Raw genomic sequence first — 13,509 nt, 5'->3', positions numbered from 1 at the left:
CACCACCGCGCTGGGGCTATTTCTTGGATGAGGGTCGGGTTCGGGGACTACATTCTTTAATTATGAGCGAGCAGAAAAAATACAGCACCGACAATCCTTTTGATCCGTCTCAGTGGAAGACCGTCGCAGGATTCGAGGATCTTACTGATATTACGTACCACCGCTATGCAGCCGAGGGCCGGGAAAACGGGATTGTGCGCATAGCGTTTGACCGCCCGGAAGTCCGTAATGCTTTCCGTCCGCACACTGTCGACGAGCTCTACCGCGCGCTCGATCACGCTCGTCGCACGCCCGACGTAGGAACGGTGCTGCTCACTGGCAACGGCCCGAGCAAAAAAGACGGTGGCTGGGCTTTCTGTTCCGGCGGTGACCAGCGTATTCGGGGCCGTTCCGGGTATCGCTACGCAACCGAACACGCTCACGACGACGCCGTTGCAGACGAATCAACGGTGGACACAGCTCGGGAAAAGGTCGAGGGCGGCAGGTTGCATATCCTTGAGGTGCAACGACTCATCCGCACCATGCCCAAAGTAGTCATAGCAGTGGTCAACGGCTGGGCCGCCGGCGGTGGACACTCCTTACATGTGGTGTGTGACATGACGATCGCCTCCCGGCAGGAAGCCCGCTTCAAGCAGACCGATGCGGATGTGGGATCCTTCGACGCCGGCTATGGTTCCGCCTACCTAGCAAAAATGGTGGGACAGAAGTTTGCTCGCGAGATCTTTTTCCTTGGCCGCGCATACGATGCGGAGACGATGCAACGCATGGGTGCTGTGAATATCGTGGCCGATCACAAGGACTTGGAACAAGAAGCTATCCAGATGGCGCGCGACATCAATGGCAAGTCCCCCACCGCGCAACGCATGCTCAAGTTTGCTTTTAATCTCACCGATGATGGACTCATGGGCCAGCAAGTCTTTGCTGGTGAGGCCACACGCCTGGCGTATATGACGGATGAGGCAGTGGAAGGCAAAGAAGCTTTCCTGGAAAAGCGTGACCCGGACTGGAGCGAGTTCCCCTACTACTACTAGGCGATACCTTGATTGGGGCATGGGATCGGGAGCAGTGGGCATTAGCACTAAACTTTAAGTGTGCATGTACTTGAGCCTCTCGTCGTTCCCGCGCATGATCCTGCCAGCATCCTTGATAGCTTGGAGCAGGCCATCGTGGGGCAGCGCAGTTTTCTCCCCATTCCGTCCAATGACAAGGATCGGGCGGATCTGCTGCGCAGAAGCCAACGCGTGGGCCAACCCATTGACCCGGAGATTGCCCTGGTCATGAGCACGTCCGGTTCCACCGGGATGCCTAAAGGCGCTATGCTCACCGCGCGCAATCTCGTGTCTTCGGCAGACGCTACCCATCAGTTTCTCGGTGACGAGGCCCAGTGGCTGTTGGCCATGCCTGCCCATCACATCGCGGGGATGCAAGTACTGATTCGTTCGCTCATCGCTGGTTATGATCCCGTTGTCGTCGATGTTTCACGTGGTTTCAACGTGGCTTCCTTTGCTACTGCCGCTGCGAGCGTCGAGGGCGAACGCGTTTACACGTCGCTCACGCCCCTGCAGCTGCTTAAAGCAATGGATACTTTGATAGGAATCGAGGCGCTGCGAACCTTTGATGCAATCCTCGTGGGTGGTGCGCCTTTGCGTGCCGACGACCTCCGCGCTGCCAAAGAACTCGGCATCAACATCGTGACCACCTACGGTTCCTCCGAAACATCCGGAGGTTGTGTGTACAACGGCCGGCCGATCCCTGGCGCGAGTGTGCGGGTTGTCGGCGAGCGGATTCATCTGGGTGGACCTATGGTCGCACAGGGCTACCGCTCTATGCCCGATCATGAGGCTTTTGCTGAGCCCGGGTGGTTTATCACCTCCGACGCGGGAACACTCACCGGTGGAATACTCAATGTCACCGGAAGGTTAGACAACGTTATCGACTCCGGTGGGTTAAAGATCCACCCCGAGGTTCTAGAGCGCACACTTTGCGACATTCGCGGGGTCACTGCGGCTTGCGTGGTAGGTCTGCCTGATAGGAGATTTGGGCAGATTATTGTCGCAGCGTACGAGGGCAGCGCGCATCCTACAGATATCATCTCCGCGCTTGATGATCTCCCCCGTTGGCAGCTACCCAAGGACATCCGTCGGGTGGAATCTTTGCCGCTCATCGGCACCGGGAAAGTCGATCGCAGGAGTGTCACCGCGCTTTTCACACAGCAGTGAGACAATGGACAGCATGTCGAAAGCTACCTTTGCCGATTGGAAGGAAGGCGCACGCCCCCACACATGGGCTAATGCCTTTGCCCCTGTCATTATCGGGTCGGGCGCCGCTGCCCAGGCCAATGGCTTTAGCTGGTGGCGAGCTCTGCTGGCGCTCGTTGTCACATGGGCCCTTATCGTAGGTGTGAATTACGCCAACGATTATTCTGACGGCATCCGAGGCACAGATGACGACCGCACTGGCCCCCTGCGTCTTACGGGGTCCGGGCTAGCGCAGCCAGCTGAGGTTAAGCGGGCCGCTTTTCTCGCTTTCGGTGTCGCTGCCGTCGCCGGTATCGCATTGTGCTTAGCAAGCGCGTGGTGGCTCATTGCCGTGGGTGCGCTTTGTATCCTCGGCGCGTGGTTTTATACCGGTGGAAAAAATCCCTATGGATACCGTGGGCTAGGCGAGGTATCGGTGTTTGTGTTCTTCGGCCTTGTTGCCGTCATGGGCACTCAGTTCACCCAGCTGGGAAGAATCACGTGGGTTGGCTTTGGCTGTGCTGTAGCGGTGGGTGCAATGTCTGCCGGAGTAAATCTTATAAACAATCTCCGCGATATCCCCACGGACTCCGCCGCAGGAAAAACTACCCTTGCAGTTATCCTGGGCGATACCGCAACACGACGCTTGTATTGCCTCCTTGTGTCCATACCATTCGTGGTGTCTCTTGCGTTCTTCACCATTTCCCCGTGGGCCGGCATCGGCATTATTGCGCTTCCGCTTGCAATAAAAGCAGCGGTCCCCGTGGTGAAAGGTCGAAAGGCTAAAGAACTCATTCCGGTGCTTGGTGCTACCGGAAAAGCCATGGTGGTATGGTCCGTGGCAACCGCGATAGTTTTAGCGGTTGGATAGCTCGCTTTTCACCCAATCCTTCTCGGCCTTGCGCTGTGCGCTCCAAAGGGCCACAGCCTCAGTGGCTTGTACCCGGATGCCTTTAAACACGAACATGGACAAGGGCATAGCCACGATTAAGGCCAGCGTGGCCGAGATAAGAATGGGCACCGGGGCCCCTACAGCTACCGCGATTCCCTGAATGATTGCGGTCAGCACGATAAATAGTGCACAACGTGCGATTCCGTACACGATGACAGCCTTGCGGGCAGCTGCCTTTACCTGCGGATCGACGATCGGACGGGAATTCTCTGGCATTGCAGTTTCGCTCACACACAGCACCCTACTCAACAGTTCTTCTTTCAGGGTAATCTAGGCTCACAGTCACATAACCCCATAACTTTATCTTTTTGAAAGGATTCTCCGTGGGCCGTCTTATTCTTCTTCTCCTCCTTATCGCCACCGTCGTGTTGGTGTGGAAGGCATTTGGTCCTCAAACGTGGCAGAAGCGGGAGACTCCGGAGCCACCCCGCATCAAGGGCCCGGATGATGATGAAGAATTCTTATGGCGACTAGAGCGGGATCAGTTTAAAAAACGTCGCGCGGAGGAAGAAGCAAGGCGCAAAGCAGCTGAGAAAAAGAAGCGAGAAGACACAGAGAATCCTGCAAATCCCGAAGGGAAAAATCCACAGGATAACAAGGATTTAGGCGCTTAACCTCGCGTTTTTGTTGACATATAAAACTTTAGAAAAGTTTTACTTAAGAAATAGTTACCGTTATAGTGCTGTGCATGAATTCTCCCTCGAATAAAGCACAGCGTCTTTTTAGTGCGCTTGCCGATCCCCTGCGGATTCGGATTCTTTACCTCGTGGCGGAGCACCGCGAAGGCATGGAATGGAGATCACCAGTACGCTCGGGATCGCGGCGCCCATTCTGGCGCAGCATATGGACAAGCTCGCAGAAGCACACCTGATCTGCACGCATAAAGATGGAAAGCGCATCAGCTACCACGTAGTTCCTGAAGAATTCGCGCGAGTTCAAGAACTTTTCCTTGCCATCAATGCCAACCCGCGTATCAGCGCATTCCTCAACCGACCCCGTTAATGAGCAAACCCCCTCAGCCCTATCGACGGCCAAAGGGGTAAGCGTTCACATCTTATGCTCGGTTAATTCAGACCCGCATACGAGTGCAAACCAGAGACCACCATATTGATAAAGAAGAGATTGAATACCATGGTCACAAGCGCCGCAATATTGATCCACGCAGCCCGCGAATCGCGCCAGCCTGAGGTAGCGCGCGCGTGTAGGTAGGCCGCATAAAGAATCCACGTTGCAAAGGCCACGGTCTCCTTAGGATCCCAGCCCCAGAAACGCCCCCATGCGCTTTCCGCCCAAATAGCTCCCAAAATAATCCCCAGGCCAAAGACCGGGACGGTGATGATCGCCGTGCGGTAGGCGATGGCGTCGAGAAGCTTTGCAGACGGCAACGGCTTGGCCAGCGCCCCCAGTATCCCCTTCTCTTGCCCTTGTACCTGATATAAGCGCAGCAGGTACAACACAGAAGCAACGCCAGAGATCATGCCGATGGAAGCGCCTATAGACACTGTGGATACGTGAATCGGGAACCAGAATGACTGCAAAGCAGGCACTACCGGGGCAGAGTCAGCGTACAGTTTGGTACCACCAAAAAAGAGTAGAGCCAGGATGGGAGTAAGGACCCACGGCCACAGCACGCGCATTTCTCGACGTTGCAAGAAGAACGCCGCGATCCCCACCGCAAAACAGCTGATGACCAGAACATACTCATAGAGGTTGCCAAAGGGGAATCGCGAGGCGGACAGGCCACGCAAAATCGCGGAGGCAGCATGGACAACGACGCCCAGCCACACGATCATCTGGGTCATCCCGGCAAACTTTTCCGCGGATGCTTCCACCTTAGAGATCCGTTCATCCGAGAAATCTGGCCCCTGGCTAAGCCCACCAGCGTTGCCGCCAGCATTATCGGACTCGCTCCCCACGGCAACGAGCTCCCGCTCGTCTGCCCTTTCCCGTTTCAGGTCAATGAGTGTTCTCGTTCTCATATAGAAAACAATGGAAAGCACAAGCGCAATGAAATAGATGACGAAGCTCGACGCAAATGCAATATCGGATAGCGACGCAAGATTCGAGTTGACGTTCATGGTACCTCTAATCAGAGTTAGTGATCTCGGAACAGAATACCCGCAAAAAGTTTGATGTCTACCACACCTGCACATGTTCCTTGCGTACACAGATTTTTAACCCCAAAAAGGCGCTAACCTTTGGCACACTTATGCACAACGCTCCCCCTTACCGAAAGGACACATGCAATGACGCCCCAAGAGCTGCTTAAGGCATGGCACGAACAGCAGACGGCTTTCATTGAGCACCGAGACCTCAGGACCCGCACGATCGTCGACGTCCTCAAAGCTCGTTATGCCAACACCCCCATCACCGTCCTCGATCTTGCTTGTGGCCCGGGCAGCCTTGGCACGGAGATTCTTCGGGAGCTGCCCCACGCCACGGTCATCAGCGTAGACCGCGACCCTGTGTTACTGCGCTTGGGTGCAGAGACGCACAGCTTCGGCGAGCGTCTGCGCTTTATCGACGCCGATCTCACCGATCCCCACTGGATGGAACAGCTTCCCACCACGGACTTTGATGCCGTTATCAGCGCCACCGCATTGCACTGGTTTGCTCCCGACCAGTTATCCCGGCTCTACCTGGATCTCACTCAGGTGGTTAAACCTGGCGCGATCTTTATGAATGCCGACCATTTGCTTTACGACACCCACCACAATCCCGCCCTAGCAGCCCTTTCTGAAACAATCCGAGAGGACTTCCGCACCCGTACAGTTACCTCGGGAGTCCTCACGTGGGAGGCGTGGTGGGAGGCAGCATTCCAGATGCCGGGTTGGGAGAAAGAAGCAGATCTGTGGCATCAGCGCTGGGCGAACAAATCCCCCACGGTGAAGGTGGACAGCTCCTACCACCTCGCGGCACTACGCTCCGCGGGGTGTGCAGAAACGGGTCACCTCTATCAGTGGCTTGATGACTAAGTGATCTACGGCATCTGGCCCGCAGACTAGGGGGTTAGTCTTCGTCCGGGTCGGGAAGCCCAAGGATGCGTCGGTGGATCCGCTCGTATTCGCTTCCCCACCCGGCGCGGTCAGTTCTGGCTAGACCTGCGGTCTCCACAAACGTAACGGTGTCTGAGACAGGACGCACGCGCACCCAGATTCGCCGGCGTCGGATCAGCAATGAGCCAGCGAGCGAACCCAACGCTATGACGGTGAAAAAGAGCACCCAGAGCTGCGCGGGATCGTGGCTGATCTGGTAGTTGGCAAATTGTTCGGCACCGTCAAATGAGACCACTGTTCCGTCGTCAAGAGTCACGGACTGGCCGACACTCAGGTTGACCCGTTCCAGCTTTTGCAGCTGCCCGGAGTGGATCAGGGTGCTGTCCAGGCTAAAGAGGTTCTGGCCCCTACCGGAGTCCAAGCCGTTGTCGCCCCGGTAGATGTCGATGGCCACCGCGGGGTCAGTCATAGCCGGGTACCTGGAGGTCAGAAGGGATTTATTTTCGCCTTCCCACGAGGCGGTAGGTGCAAACAGCCCTTGGATCGCCAGCTGGTTTTGGCGCTTTTCAAAGGCGTCTTTGTACATCCCGGCAGGTGGATCAAAACGAACCACGCCGTCCGATAGGAAGTTCATAAGGTCAGTTGGCTGCCACTGAACGGTCTGGGTTCGCTTTTCCCCGTTGGGCCACGTGACGGTAAATGTTGGCGCATAGCCGTGGCCTTGCAGATACACTCGGTCGCCAGCGATGCGCAGTGGGTGGTTGACTTTGAGCGTGTACTGTTTCCACGTCTCGGTGTCGTTGAAGATATTGTCTCCCTCTGCGTAGGAGACCAAAGATGTGAACATCTTCGCTTGTCCGTTGGGGAGATAATCGGCAGAGAAGTTGTGCGCGATAAAACAGAAGGGGTTTAAGCCGGTGCCGTCGAAAAGCGAGCCGGCGCGGAAGGAATCGTAGTTTGCTGTCGCGGTGTTGCAGAATTCCGTGCTCTTTGTCTTATCTTCGCTGGCAACAATGATCACTTGCCCCTCGTAGAAAAACAGTTTGCCCACTGCAATCGCAACCAGCATGCCCACCAAGCCGAGGTGGAATGTCAGATTGAAAAACTCCCGTAGGTATCCTCGCTCAGCGGAGAACGAGCGCATCCCGGCGCGATCTTCCTCTGGGGTATATTCCGCAAGCTTCCAGCCTTTGAGCTGCGTGCGGATGTCTTCTTCTACGTCGCGCAGCGGCTTTTCGACGTTCCCCTCGCCATGCAGCGGCAACCGGCTCAGATTCTTTGGGGCCCGAACCGGGTCGGTCTTCATGGCTTTGTAATGGTCCCACGAACGCGGGATGATGCACCCGATGAGGGAAAGGAACAGCAGGCCAAAGATCGCGGTGAACCAGGTGGAGCTGAAAACGTCGAAAAGCTGCAGTTTGTCGTAGATCTCGGCGGTTCGGCCATTATTAGCGATGTATTCCGTAACCTTTGACTGGTTGAGGGAGCGCTGTGGCAACAAAGCGCCAGGAATCGACGCCAACGCCAGAAGAAATAGCAGGGCCAGCGCCGTACGCATACTCGTGAGCCAGTGCCATGCTTTTAGTGGATAGCTCAGCAGCTTCCTCGTCCGATTACTCATTCACATGCTCTTTCTAAATAAAAGTTGCACCGTACTCGACGGTCCACTGGCGCACCCAATTAATAAACATTCCCCACGTTCCAGAGACTAACGCCGCGCCGACCATAATCAACGCCACGCCGCCCACTATCTGAATAGTGCGCGAATGCCGCCGCAGGACCCCCACGCCATGCATCGCACGCGCAGACCCCAGGGCAACAGCCACAAACGGCAGTCCCAATCCGGCACAGTACGCCAGGATGAGGGCCACTCCCCGAGCCGCAGTTGTCCCCTCTGTGCCAGCAGAAATAGAGATAATAGCCGCCAAGGTAGGCCCCAAGCAGGGAGTCCACCCCAGCGCAAAAACCCCTCCGAGCAGCGGCGCACCCAACCAGGTAGACCAGCGTTTGAGGGTCAGGCGCTTATCTTCTTGGAGAAAAGGAACCCATCCCAAAAACACCACGCCCATGAGCACCGTAACCGCTCCACCGACACGCATCAAGGTTTCCGCGTTGGGGGTAAGGGCACTAATGACACCAAACACGGTTGCCGTAGCCAGGGTAAAAATCACGGTGAACCCAAGGACAAACAAGAGGGCCGCACCGGTCACCCGCCAGCGCCCCTTCTTGGCTACCTGCGGTCCCTGCTCACCAAATTCCATCTCAGCGCCAACTACTCCCGCCAAATAGGACATATAGCCGGGCACCAAGGGGATCACGCAGGGGCTGGCAAAAGAGACTAGGCCCGCAAGCGCTGCGGCCAAGAGGCCAAGCAGCAAAGGCCCGGTGGCTGCAACATCTGCGATCTGCTCGCCAATACCGCTAGCTAAGACGTCGGTCATGCGATTTTTTCAATCACATCAATGACGTCCTTGGCGGTGATTTCTCGCAGGAAAACCGCTGCCGGGCGATGCTGCTTGTCCAGGATAATTGTTGTGGGGACCACGGCAGCCGGGACCCCTCCGAGCTGCGCGGCAGACTTGAACGGCGGGTCATACAGACTGGGGTAGGTCAGCCCATTATCTTTGACAAAATCTTGGGCAATCTGTTTGGAATAATCGCGCACGTTGATTCCCAGCACCGTCCCGCGCTTCTCCTTTTCCAGGTATTCCTGCACAGTTTGTAGGTCGTCGGACTCACTGCGGCAAGGCGCGCACCATTGTCCCCATGCATTCAACACAACGATCTGATCTTTGTAGTCATCAAGACTGATCTTGCCGTCCGAGGCCAAAGACTCACCGGAGATGTTCTTCACCGGAGCGCGGTCAGCCTCATCGTAGAAGATCTCCGTCTGACCACCTGGGGAATGAAATTGGAACGTCCCGCCGATGGCCACTGCGTCTGTCCCTGCAGTGTCCTCAGAGCTACATGCGCTAAGTACACACAGACTCGCTATCATCGCCGCAGCGAGAGTCCTTTTCACTGTTAGATCTCCTGTGCTGGTTCCGTGTAGATATAGTCAATGATCTGGTCGTCTTCAAACACCAGCGAGCTCACGCTAGCCAAGTTACAGTGCCGTACCGCCGGGTTATGCGCCAGCGGTTTTCCTTGGACATGCCGCTGGACGCACACAATAGGAAGCTGGTGGCTTACCAAGATCGCCTCGTGCCCCTCAGCAGCACGACGAGCGTCTTCCACTACCTCCATCATGCGGTCGCGTTGATCCACATAGTGCTCTCCCCAGCTGGGCAGGAGCGGATTTGCCATGAGCGGCCATCTGACGGGGTTCCATAGTTGGGAGCGCAACCCCTTGACGCGGAGACCTTCAAAACGGTTGCCGGATTCCAAAAGGCGGTCGTCGAGACGCACGTCAAGCCCTAGTTTCTCCGCGAAGGGCGCTGCGGTCTCCTGTGCTCGTTCCAAAGGCGAGGACATCAAGACAGTCACGTCGTGTCCCACAAAGGAGCTAGCGGTACGAGCCGCCATGCTGCGCCCGCGTGAAGAGATGTGATAGTCAGGGATTCGCCCGTACAGGATGCGTTCTGGGTTAAAGACTTCTCCATGCCGGACGAGGTGGACGATAGTGGTACTCATGAGGCCTTTCAGTGCTTGTGTGCGGCTGCCGCAGCCTGGGCCGCTGGGCGTAGGGCGTTCTCGATCTTCTCAAAATCTTCGTCGGTAAGCGCCGCGGACACAAACCACGTCTCAAACACGCTCGCCGGCGCATAGATGCCATTATCCATGAGCGCATGGAAGAAAGGAGAAAAGCGGAATGTCTCAGCAGCCTTCATCTCATCAAAGTTGTGGCCTTCGCCTTCTGCAAAGCGAATGGACAGCATCGTGGCGGCTCGCTGAATATGGTGGGCTACACCCTCGCGTTCTAGCGCGGTGGTCAGCAATCCAGCCAAACGATCAGCATTGGCGCGCACCACGTCATAGACCTCGGGAGTAGCAAGCTCAAGCGACTTCATTCCGGCGGCCACTGCTACCGGGTTACCTGAGAGAGTTCCGGCCTGATATACCGGCCCCTCGGGAGCAAGGTACTTCATAATGTCCGCACGACCACCGAAGGCCGCCGCTGGAAGACCTCCGGAGATGACCTTGCCAAAGGTGGTGAGGTCACCAGCCACATGGTCTACCCCAAACCAACCGCTGTAGGAGGTGCGGAAGCCCGTCATCACCTCATCAAGGATGAGCAACGCGCCATGCGCGTGGGCGAGCTCTTTAAGCTGCGCATTAAAGTTATCGCGCGGGGCAACCGTGCCCATGTTTCCTGCCGCCGCCTCGGCGATGACGCAGGCAATCTGCCCCTCATTTTCCGCAAAAGCCTGAGCCACAGCCTCGATGTCGTTATAGGGCACCACGATGGTATCTGCGGCGGAAGCGCCCGTCACGCCTGGGGAATCCGGCAGAGCAAACGTAGCTACCCCGGATCCCGCGGATGCCAGTAGCGCATCGACGTGTCCATGATAGCACCCATCGAATTTAATGATCTTGGGGCGGCCGGTGAACCCACGCGCCAGCCGAACCGCAGACATAGTCGCCTCAGTGCCTGAGTTGACCATACGAACTTCCTCAACTGAGGTGCGTTCAACAATCATGCTGGCTATGCGCACTTCGGCCTCGGTAGGGGCGCCAAAAGACAGACCTTTCTCTGCTACCTTTTGCACCGCGCCAACGATTTCGGGGTGAGCGTGGCCCAAAAGCATCGGGCCCCAAGAACACACCAGGTCCACGTATTCGTTGCCGTCTACGTCGTAAAGCTTGGATCCCTTCGCTGATGCGATGAAGCGTGCTTGCCCTCCCACGGAGCCAAAAGCACGCACCGGCGAGTTCACACCACCTGGGGTTACTGTGCAGGCTTGGTGGAAAAGCTCACGGGAACGCTGAACGTTAGAGGAAGTCGGGATAACAGTCATGCGTACCATCCTATTACGTAATGAGCTCACAAACTTTAGGCCCACTATTTCCTCCGCGCGCTGCGAAGCCCACCGCACCTTCTCTATCATGGCGCCATGACTATTGCATTTCTTGGAACCGGCCGAATGGGCACAGAACTAGCGCTCCACTTGCTCAAAGAGCACGACCTCGTGGTGTGGAATCGCACCTCAAGCAAGCTGAACGCCTGGTAGCAGCAGGCGCCACGCTCGCTTCTTCCCTCGAGGAAGCCGTCGCTGGTGCCGATATCGTTGTGACGTCACTTTTTGGCCCCGATACAGTGCGAGACGTGGTTATTAACCCTCGCCTCATCCCCGAGGGGGTGCTGTGGGTTGATACGACCACTGTTAGCCCAGAAGACTGCGCCGAGTTCGCTGACGCAGTGCCCAGCTATGTCGCAGCCCCGGTCGTGGGTACCCTCGGCCCCGCCCGCGCCGGTTCTTTAGGCGTTTACGTGGGCAGCGCCGATGAACATTACCGTGAGGCCGCCGCCGCACTAGTCGCCCCGTGGGCAGACCCCGAACGGCTTGTGCTTGTCGACGCCGCCCCCAAAGCCGCCGTCGGAAAATTGCTAGCTAATATCGCCCTTGCAGTAAGCGCCCAGGGGCTCAAAGAAGCCCTGCTTCTAGGAGACTCCAGTGGTTTGTCGCCTGAAGAAACCCTCACCATGCTCAACTCCACCGGATTGGCCTTTATCGCCGGAATGAAGCGCCCCTTTGTCTTAGGCGAACGCCCCACTACACCTGGCGATTTCACCGCAGATGCGATTGCAAAGGACGCTCGCCTAATGCTCGACACCGCTGCCCAGCCGCTCCCCGCCGTTGCCTCAGCGCTGAGTTCCTTAGAAGAGCAACAGCAGGCCGGGCATGGCGATGAGGATTTCTCTGTGATTCTGACGCGCCGCGACAGCTAACACGCCTTAGGCAAGCGCGCGTTTGGCTGCAGCTCTCGCTGCGTCGATCACCGCAGGCACGCCGACGCCATCGGCCCATGCGCCGGTAGCGTCGATGCCTTCGACCTCAGCAAGTGCGTCCTTGATTGCCGCCACCGTTTCCAGATGTCCTGGCCCATACACGGGCAAGCCGCCGAACCAGCGCTGGACAAAGATCTCCGATAAGCCCGCAGCGCGTCCGTCGAATCCCGTAATGGTCTGCAGATCGTCGAGGGCTGCGTCGACAAGCTCGTCCTCGTCCGCGCGAGCAATCGCGTCGTCGCCAAACCGCCCAAAAGAGGCTCGGACTAAAGCGCCGCCGCGCTCGCCAAGGTGCGGCCACTTCTTGGAAGAGAAGGTGAACGCCTTTGCTTTCACATCGTGAGCATCGGTGGCAACAAGGATCCCTGAGTTCTCGGTGAGTCCCTCGGAATGATCAAATTTCATTCCTACCACGGCAGAGCTTGCCAACTTGATGGTTTTGAGCTGCTGCGCGGCCTCCGGCGCAAGGTTTTTCAGCAGCAGTGCAGCGGTGGGTGCCGGCACCGTCAACAGCACCCTGTCAAAGACCCCCTCAGCGCCTTTGAGGGTGAAGCCTTCAGCTGTTTTATCAATTGCAGTGATAAAGGCATCGATGTGGATTTTTGCCTCGCTACGCTCCGCAAGGATTTCATACATCTCCGCATAACCGCCCGCGAAAGACGCGAATACGCTCGGGGTATGTCCCCGCGCTTTGTTTCGGGTCTCTCGCTCAGCGAGAAGCTGCTGGACAGCGCCCGTGATGGTTACTGGTTTCCCCTCCTCTTTAAGGCGGTCGAAGGCGCGTGCTAACTGGGGCACCGTAGCGCGCAGGCTTAGATCGTCCGAGGTGGAAGAATAGACGCCGCCTTGCAACGCAGACACCACGTGATCCACAACGTCATCGCCCAAGCGTTCCCGCAGGAGCGCCCCCAGGCTTACCTCTTGAGGCCAGTCAATTGAGCCCGCGTCTTTCTCCGCATCAATGCGTTTGAGGGTTTCCTCGCTGACCAAGTTTCCCAGGCCCTCGCTTGTTCCTGGAATACCCATGATCGTGTTGGAGGGCATCCCGTGGAGGCTCCCTTCCACGTACAACAAAGAAGGCAACCCCGAGGGCGAGCGCAGGTTCTCCCCGAGTCCTAGCTCTTTAAAGAACTCAGTGGTGTCTTCCCTGAAGGCGAGATATGCTTCTGCGCCCATATCGGTAGGGCCGGAGGCAAACGGAACCGTGAACAATTTGCCGCCGATTCGATCGGTCGCCTCAAACACCTCTACTTCCACGTGAGGGTCGAGTGTATGGATCTCATAAGCAGCCGTTAGTCCCGCTAAACCGGCACCGATGATGGCAATGCGCACGTGGATGACCTTCCTTGAAACTTAACTTTGTTGTGGCTTGGG

General features: G+C 57.0%; 14 protein-coding genes and 1 pseudogene. 7 read left to right on the top strand and 8 right to left on the bottom strand.

The genetic code is table 11. The features are described 5' to 3' along the window. Window positions 1–62: 62 nt before the first annotated feature. The 3 genes from ET810_RS06540 to ET810_RS06530 are packed head-to-tail and all read left to right on the top strand — an operon-like array spanning window position 63 to window position 3,108. Complete coding sequence (locus ET810_RS06540; protein ID WP_087453345.1) at window positions 63–1,031, top strand: 1,4-dihydroxy-2-naphthoyl-CoA synthase; 969 nt, start codon at window positions 63–65, stop codon at window positions 1,029–1,031. Between the two features lie 60 nt (window positions 1,032–1,091). Then, window positions 1,092–2,219, top strand: coding sequence for an o-succinylbenzoate--CoA ligase (gene menE / locus ET810_RS06535; protein WP_087453344.1), 1,128 nt, complete (start codon window positions 1,092–1,094; stop codon window positions 2,217–2,219). Window positions 2,220–2,232: 13 nt separating this feature from the next. Then, the gene (locus ET810_RS06530) at window positions 2,233–3,108 is read left to right on the top strand and encodes a 1,4-dihydroxy-2-naphthoate polyprenyltransferase (protein WP_087454823.1); all 876 of its coding nucleotides are present in this window, start codon (window positions 2,233–2,235) and stop codon (window positions 3,106–3,108) included. On the opposite strand, the gene ET810_RS06525 is transcribed toward ET810_RS06530, so the two are convergent. Further along, on the bottom strand, window positions 3,094–3,405 hold the full coding sequence (locus ET810_RS06525; RefSeq protein ID WP_087454824.1) for a DUF4229 domain-containing protein: 312 nt from the start codon (window positions 3,403–3,405) through the stop codon (window positions 3,094–3,096). The two genes, ET810_RS06530 and ET810_RS06525, sit on opposite strands and share 15 nt — an antisense overlap. A gap of 107 nt (window positions 3,406–3,512) precedes the next feature. Here ET810_RS06525 and ET810_RS06520 point away from each other — a divergent pair, with 107 nt between their 5' ends. Both ET810_RS06520 and ET810_RS06515 read left to right on the top strand, forming a co-directional pair. Next, window positions 3,513–3,803 (top strand): hypothetical protein, encoded by a 291-nt coding sequence (locus tag ET810_RS06520; protein ID WP_087453343.1) that lies wholly within the window; start codon window positions 3,513–3,515, stop codon window positions 3,801–3,803. 178 nt (window positions 3,804–3,981) lie between these two features. Further along, entirely contained in the window at window positions 3,982–4,191 is a 210-nt protein-coding gene (locus ET810_RS06515) for an ArsR/SmtB family transcription factor (protein ID WP_225870233.1), read from the top strand. 62 nt (window positions 4,192–4,253) lie between these two features. Here the strand turns inward: ET810_RS06515 and ccsB are convergent, their stop codons facing one another. Further along, window positions 4,254–5,267, bottom strand: coding sequence for a c-type cytochrome biogenesis protein CcsB (ccsB, locus tag ET810_RS06510; protein ID WP_087453342.1), 1,014 nt, complete (start codon window positions 5,265–5,267; stop codon window positions 4,254–4,256). A 168-nt stretch (window positions 5,268–5,435) separates the two neighbouring features. On the opposite strand from ccsB, the gene ET810_RS06505 reads away from it, so the two are divergent. Then, window positions 5,436–6,164, top strand: coding sequence for a class I SAM-dependent methyltransferase (locus tag ET810_RS06505; protein WP_087453341.1), 729 nt, complete (start codon window positions 5,436–5,438; stop codon window positions 6,162–6,164). 34 nt (window positions 6,165–6,198) lie between these two features. Here ET810_RS06505 and ET810_RS06500 read toward each other — a convergent pair whose 3' ends face one another. The 5 genes from ET810_RS06500 to hemL are packed head-to-tail and all read right to left on the bottom strand — an operon-like array spanning window position 6,199 to window position 11,152. Continuing rightward, complete coding sequence (locus ET810_RS06500; protein ID WP_087453340.1) at window positions 6,199–7,806, bottom strand: cytochrome c biogenesis protein ResB; 1,608 nt, start codon at window positions 7,804–7,806, stop codon at window positions 6,199–6,201. A gap of 13 nt (window positions 7,807–7,819) precedes the next feature. After that, complete coding sequence (locus ET810_RS06495) at window positions 7,820–8,626, bottom strand: cytochrome c biogenesis CcdA family protein (protein WP_134317669.1); 807 nt, start codon at window positions 8,624–8,626, stop codon at window positions 7,820–7,822. Next, a complete protein-coding gene (locus ET810_RS06490; RefSeq protein WP_023635061.1) occupies window positions 8,623–9,207 on the bottom strand; it encodes a TlpA disulfide reductase family protein in 585 nt (194 codons plus the stop codon). The genes ET810_RS06495 and ET810_RS06490 overlap by 4 nt, the downstream gene beginning before the upstream one ends. A gap of 2 nt (window positions 9,208–9,209) precedes the next feature. Beyond that, window positions 9,210–9,818 (bottom strand): histidine phosphatase family protein, encoded by a 609-nt coding sequence (locus tag ET810_RS06485; RefSeq protein WP_087453338.1) that lies wholly within the window; start codon window positions 9,816–9,818, stop codon window positions 9,210–9,212. A gap of 8 nt (window positions 9,819–9,826) precedes the next feature. Continuing rightward, a complete protein-coding gene (gene hemL / locus ET810_RS06480; protein WP_087454822.1) occupies window positions 9,827–11,152 on the bottom strand; it encodes a glutamate-1-semialdehyde 2,1-aminomutase in 1,326 nt (441 codons plus the stop codon). 87 nt (window positions 11,153–11,239) lie between these two features. On the opposite strand from hemL, the pseudogene ET810_RS06475 reads away from it, so the two are divergent. Next, window positions 11,240–12,075, top strand: a pseudogene (locus ET810_RS06475) (NAD(P)-dependent oxidoreductase). 6 nt (window positions 12,076–12,081) lie between these two features. On the opposite strand, the gene ET810_RS06470 reads toward ET810_RS06475, so the two are convergent. Further along, window positions 12,082–13,467, bottom strand: a complete 1,386-nt coding sequence (locus ET810_RS06470; protein ID WP_134316159.1) for a protoporphyrinogen oxidase — start codon at window positions 13,465–13,467, stop codon at window positions 12,082–12,084. Window positions 13,468–13,509: the final 42 nt, after the last annotated feature.

It is taken from the genome of Corynebacterium silvaticum (genome assembly GCF_004382825.2).
Taxonomy (GTDB): Bacteria; Actinomycetota; Actinomycetes; order Mycobacteriales; family Mycobacteriaceae; genus Corynebacterium; species Corynebacterium silvaticum.
Note: the sequence above shows the minus strand (reverse complement) of the source record. Positions and strands in the feature narration are given on the sequence as shown.

Coding starts and splice junctions, on each gene's coding strand:
- ET810_RS06540 (WP_087453345.1), top strand. CDS start 63: ATGAGCGAGCAGAAAAAATACAGCACCGACAATCCTTTTGATCCGTCT.
- ET810_RS06505 (WP_087453341.1), top strand. CDS start 5,436: ATGACGCCCCAAGAGCTGCTTAAGGCATGGCACGAACAGCAGACGGCT.
- hemL (WP_087454822.1), bottom strand. CDS start 11,152: ATGGTACGCATGACTGTTATCCCGACTTCCTCTAACGTTCAGCGTTCC.
- ccsB (WP_087453342.1), bottom strand. CDS start 5,267: ATGAACGTCAACTCGAATCTTGCGTCGCTATCCGATATTGCATTTGCG.
- ET810_RS06515 (WP_225870233.1), top strand. CDS start 3,982: ATGGAGATCACCAGTACGCTCGGGATCGCGGCGCCCATTCTGGCGCAG.
- ET810_RS06530 (WP_087454823.1), top strand. CDS start 2,233: ATGTCGAAAGCTACCTTTGCCGATTGGAAGGAAGGCGCACGCCCCCAC.
- ET810_RS06500 (WP_087453340.1), bottom strand. CDS start 7,806: ATGAGTAATCGGACGAGGAAGCTGCTGAGCTATCCACTAAAAGCATGG.
- ET810_RS06495 (WP_134317669.1), bottom strand. CDS start 8,626: ATGACCGACGTCTTAGCTAGCGGTATTGGCGAGCAGATCGCAGATGTT.
- ET810_RS06525 (WP_087454824.1), bottom strand. CDS start 3,405: ATGCCAGAGAATTCCCGTCCGATCGTCGATCCGCAGGTAAAGGCAGCT.
- ET810_RS06485 (WP_087453338.1), bottom strand. CDS start 9,818: ATGAGTACCACTATCGTCCACCTCGTCCGGCATGGAGAAGTCTTTAAC.